Annotated in this window: 5 protein-coding genes; 1 reads left to right on the top strand and 4 read right to left on the bottom strand. The window is 69.7% G+C overall.

The annotated features are described in order from the left end of the window. Window positions 1–269: 269 nt before the first annotated feature. On the top strand, window positions 270–923 hold the full coding sequence (locus CCN33_RS27920; RefSeq protein ID WP_086696184.1) for a DUF305 domain-containing protein: 654 nt from the start codon (window positions 270–272) through the stop codon (window positions 921–923). 89 nt (window positions 924–1,012) lie between these two features. Here the strand turns inward: CCN33_RS27920 and CCN33_RS27915 are convergent, their stop codons facing one another. From CCN33_RS27915 to CCN33_RS27900, 4 genes are all read right to left on the bottom strand, one after another. After that, window positions 1,013–3,379, bottom strand: a complete 2,367-nt coding sequence (locus CCN33_RS27915; protein WP_086696183.1) for an ATP-binding cassette domain-containing protein — start codon at window positions 3,377–3,379, stop codon at window positions 1,013–1,015. Window positions 3,380–3,427: 48 nt separating this feature from the next. Next, window positions 3,428–3,838: a VOC family protein gene (locus CCN33_RS27910; RefSeq protein ID WP_167387964.1), complete on the bottom strand. Its 411-nt coding sequence runs from the start codon at window positions 3,836–3,838 to the stop codon at window positions 3,428–3,430. Between the two features lie 10 nt (window positions 3,839–3,848). Next, window positions 3,849–4,292 (bottom strand): helix-turn-helix transcriptional regulator, encoded by a 444-nt coding sequence (locus CCN33_RS27905; protein WP_086696181.1) that lies wholly within the window; start codon window positions 4,290–4,292, stop codon window positions 3,849–3,851. After that, window positions 4,289–4,866: DUF6308 family protein (locus CCN33_RS27900; RefSeq protein WP_086696180.1), on the bottom strand; the 578-nt coding region annotated here is incomplete at its 5' end. The genes CCN33_RS27900 and CCN33_RS27905, both read right to left, overlap by 4 nt.

Raw genomic sequence — 4,866 nt, 5'->3', positions numbered from 1 at the left:
GGAGTTGCCGCCGCCGCGGCCAGGAGACCTGCCGCGGCGGCGGCAACTCCCAGGCGTCTGCGACGGGTTCGGGGATCTTGGTACAGGGTCACTGCTTCCTCCCTGGTGCCGGACGTGGGGGCGCGGCTCACACTCCCCCGCAGTATCGTCCGAGTCATGGACAGGTCAACAGTGCGCAATGAGTCGCTTCCGAAGGTTCTCGGTCATTCGCGGGCGGAAGAGTGCTAGGACGGTCGGTACCCGCATCCCAGCGAACGCAGGAGACTTCCGTGCCTCACCGCCGCGCCTCCCTCACCACGGCCCTCCTGACGGCCGCGGCCGTGCTGGCGGCCGGCGGCTGCTCCGGTTCCGCGGACGAAGGCGATTCCGGCGCCAAGTCCGCGGCGCGCACCGGCCCTTCGATCATCGCACCCGGCAAACCCGGCGAGGCGAACCGCACGATGTCCGCCGAAGACGCCGCCGAGCAGCGCCAGGACGACAACTCCCCCAACGCGGCGGACCGTTCCTACGCCCGCATGATGATCGTCCACCACACGCAGGCGCTGAAGATGACCGAACTCGCCCCCCGGAGAGCCCAGTCGACGCAGGTCAAGCGCATCGCGGAACGCATCTCCGCCGCCCAGGGTCCCGAAATCAGCGCGATGAAAGGCTGGTTGGCCACGAACGGCAAGGGCGGCACGGCTCACGAACACGGCACCATGCCCGGCATGGCCACCGAAGCTCAGCTCACCGGACTGCGCGCCGCCCGGGGCAAGGCGTTCGACCGGCTCTTCCTGAAGCTCATGATCGCCCACCACGAAGGCGCGATCACCATGGCCACCGACGTGAAGGCACAGGGCAACAACATCCAGATCGAGGAGATGGCGGACGACGTGATCGCCCAGCAGACCAGCGAGATCGTCCGGATGCGGGACATGCTCTGACCAGGGCGAACGGCCGGATGGCGGCCGGGCGGACGACGGGACGAGCGGCCGGACGACTCGTCCGGCCGCAGGCCCCGGTCAGCACCCCCTCACGCCCCCACGTACTCCGCCAAGTGCCGCCCCGTGAGCGTCGAGCCGTCGGCCACCAGCTCGGCCGGCGTCCCCTCGAACACGATCTGCCCGCCGTCGTGCCCCGCGCCCGGGCCCAGGTCGATGATCCAGTCCGCGTGGGCCATCACCGCCTGGTGGTGCTCCACGACGATGACGGACTTCCCGGAGTCGACCAACCGGTCCAGCAGACCGAGGAGTTGTTCCACATCGGCGAGGTGCAGGCCGGCGGTCGGCTCGTCCAGGACGTACACACCGCCCTTCTCCCCCATGTGCGTGGCCAGCTTGAGCCGTTGGCGTTCGCCGCCGGAGAGGGTGGTGAGCGGCTGGCCGAGGGTGAGGTAGCCGAGGCCCACGTCCGAGAGACGGGTCAGGATGCGGTGCGCGGCCGGAACGCGCGCCTCGCCCTCGGCGAAGAACGCCTCCGCCTCGCTGACCGGCATCGCCAGCACCTCGCTGATGTCGCGACCCCCGAGCCGGTACTCCAGCACCGCCGCCTGGAAGCGCCGGCCCTCGCACTCCTCGCACGTCGTGGCCACGCCCGCCATCATGGCGAGGTCGGTGTAGACGACCCCGACGCCGTTGCACGTGGGGCAGGCGCCCTCGGAGTTCGCGCTGAACAGCGCGGGCTTGACCCCGTTGGCCTTGGCGAACGCCTTGCGGATCGGGTCCAGCAACCCGGTGTAGGTGGCGGGGTTGCTCCGCCGTGATCCCCGGATCGCCCCCTGGTCGACGGAGACGACTCCCTCCCCCGCGGGCACCGAGCCGTGCACCAGCGAACTCTTGCCGGACCCGGCGACCCCGGTCACCGCGACCAGCACCCCGAGCGGGATGTCCACGTCGACCCCGCGCAGGTTGTTGGCGTCCGCGCCCCGGATCTCCAGCGCACCGGTGGCCTTGCGGACGCTCTTCTTCAACGAGGCCCGGTCGTCCAGGTGGCGCCCGGTGACCGTGTCGGAGGCCCGCAGCCCTTCGACCGTGCCCTCGAAGCAGACGGCGCCGCCACCCGTACCGGCCCCCGGACCGAGGTCGACCACATGGTCGGCGATGGCGATGGTCTCCGGCTTGTGCTCCACGACCAGCACGGTGTTGCCCTTGTCGCGCAGGCGCAGCAGCAGGCCGTTCATCCGCTGGATGTCGTGCGGGTGCAGTCCGGTGGTGGGCTCGTCGAAGACGTACGTGACGTCGGTGAGCGAGGAGCCGAGGTGGCGGATCATCTTCACCCGCTGCGCCTCGCCGCCGGACAGCGTGCCCGAGGGGCGGTCGAGGGAGAGGTAGCCGAGGCCGATCTCCACGAACGAGTCGAGGCTGTGGCCCAGCGCGGTGAGCAGCGGGGCGACCGAGGGGTCGTCGAGGCCGCGTACCCACTCGGCGAGGTCGGTGATCTGCATCGCGCAGGCGTCGGCGATGCTCACGCCGTCGATCGTCGAGGTACGGGCGCCCTCGCTCAGCCGGGTGCCCGAGCAGTCGGGGCAGACGGTGAAGGTGACGGCCCGCTCCACGAAGGCGCGGACGTGCGGCTGGAGCGAGTCGACGTCCTTGGAGAGGAACGACTTCTGCATCTTCGGGATCAGGCCCTCGTACGTGAGGTTGATGCCCTCCACCTTGATCTTGGTGGGCTCCTTGTGGAGCAGGTCGTGCAGCTCGCGCTTGGTGAACTTGGCGATCGGCTTGTCCGGGTCGAAGAAGCCGCAGCCGGTGTAGATGCGGCCGTACCAGCCGTCCACGCTGTAGCCGGGCATGGTGAGCGCGCCCTCGCGCAGCGACTTGGAGTCGTCGTAGAGCTGGGTGAGGTCGATGTCGGTGACCGCGCCCCGGCCCTCGCAGCGCGGACACATCCCGCCGGTACGGCTGAAGGTGACCTTCTCCGCCCTGCGCGCCCCCTTCTCCACCTTGATCGCCCCGCTTGCCTGCACCGAAGCGACGTTGAAGGCGTACGCGCTGGGCGGGCCGAGGTGCGGGGCGGCGAGCCGGCTGAACAGGATGCGGAGCATGGCGTTGGCGTCGGTGGCGGTGCCGACGGTGGAGCGGGGGTCGGCGCCGAGGCGCTGCTGGTCCACGATGATGGCGGTGGTCAGCCCGTCGAGCACGTCCACCTCGGGACGGGCGAGCGTCGGCATGAAGCCCTGGACGAACGCGCTGTACGTCTCGTTGATCAGCCGCTGCGACTCGGCGGCGATGGTGCCGAACACCAGCGAGCTCTTGCCGGAGCCGGAGACGCCGGTGAACACCGTCAGCCGGCGCTTGGGGATCTCGACGCTGACGTCCTTCAGGTTGTTCACCCGCGCGCCATGGACCCGGATCATCTCGTGACTGTCGGCGGCGTGCACGTCCGTGCCCTTGGTCATCCCGTCTCCATCTTCACGTACTGGCTGGTTGTCGCGGGCCGGGCAGGCTCAGCGGTGCTCCTGGATGCGGAGCATGTTGCCCGCGGGGTCCCGTACCGCACAGTCCCGGATGCCGTACGGCTGGTCGGCGGGCTCCTGGACGATGTCGGCGCCGGCCGCCACCAGCCGGTCGAAGGTACCGTCCAGGTCGGGGGTGGCCAGCACCATGCTCGCGTACGTGCCCTTGGCCATCATCTCGGCGATGACGCGCCGCTCGTCGTCGGTGATGCCGGGGTCCATGGCGGGCGGGCTCAGCACGATGTTCGTGTCCGGCTGGCCCTTGGGGCCCACGGTGAGCCAGCGCAGGTTGTTGTGACCCACGTCGTTGCGCAGCTCGAAGCCGAGAGTGTCCCGGTAGAAGGCGAGGGCCGCCTCCGGGTCGTCCTGCGGGAGGAAGCTGGCGTGAATGCTGATGTCCATGGCCGTCACGCTAGCCGTGGCCCGTGACCCGCGCTTCTCGATTCCTGACCGGTCTGGTCACCACCTTGACCACGCAGGTCGGCAGCCCTTCCGTAGCCCGCGCCGCCTCGATCCGGTACACGCTCGGCGCCATCCCGACCAGTTCGCTGAACCGCGTACTGAACGTCCCGAGCGACGAGCACCCCACCTCGAAGCACACCTCGGTCACACTCAGATCCCCCCGCCGCAGCAAGGCCATCGCCCGCTCGATCCGCCGCGTCATGAGATAGCTGTACGGCGACTCCCCGTACGCGGCCCGGAACTGCCGGCTCAGATGCCCGGCCGACATGTTCACCCCGCGAGCCAGCGCCTCCACGTCCAGCGGCCGCGCGTACTCCCGGTCGATCCGATCCCGCACCCGCCGCAACAACCTGAGCTCCCGCAGACGGCGCGGGTCACCGGGTGAGCTGGTCATACCGACAGCGTGCCACGGGCACTGCAGCGCCGGGCCCTGTGATCCTTCTCGTGCGCCATCCAGAGGACGATGTCGCAGACCCGGAGAGCAGTCACCGTGTCGGGCACACCGGCACGTTTCCGCAGGTCGAGAAGGGTGTGGTGAAGGGCGTGATCGTCAGCTCGGAGGGCGGTGTGGAGGGGGAGCCAGAAGGACGAGGGGCGGCCGAGGACACACTTCACCACCCGGTCGTAGACAGGGAGCAGACGGGGCCTCTTCCGGGCCAGCAACTTGCCAGCTATAACCGAACCAACGCCGCGCGTGTCGCACAGCAGGTCCCAGGCATGGTGAGCCGAAGAGCTTCTGTCCAACTCCGCAGCATCGACGTCGGCCATGTCCGCACAGGCCGGAACGCGCCTCAGCAGCTCGCTCAGCCGCCTGCCCCGCTCACCCTCCAGCAGTTCCAGGGCGGCTTTCGCCGGCACGGTCACCGACAACATCTGCACCGCGACCAGATCCTCAGCTGTCACCACGTCCGCCACCCCGACCCGGTCTCCCCCGGCCCCCAGATGCGCGAACAGCGACCCCGTATAAG

Origin of the sequence: Streptomyces recifensis (genome assembly GCF_002154615.1) — a bacterium.
GTDB lineage: Bacteria > Actinomycetota > Actinomycetes > Streptomycetales > Streptomycetaceae > Streptomyces > Streptomyces griseoluteus.
This window is presented reverse-complemented; position numbering and strand designations above follow the sequence as displayed.

Excerpts from the sequence above, each read along its gene's own strand:
- CCN33_RS27915 (WP_086696183.1), bottom strand. The coding sequence starts at position 3,379 with ATGACCAAGGGCACGGACGTGCACGCCGCCGACAGTCACGAGATGATC.
- CCN33_RS27910 (WP_167387964.1), bottom strand. The coding sequence starts at position 3,838 with ATGGACATCAGCATTCACGCCAGCTTCCTCCCGCAGGACGACCCGGAG.
- CCN33_RS27905 (WP_086696181.1), bottom strand. The coding sequence starts at position 4,292 with ATGACCAGCTCACCCGGTGACCCGCGCCGTCTGCGGGAGCTCAGGTTG.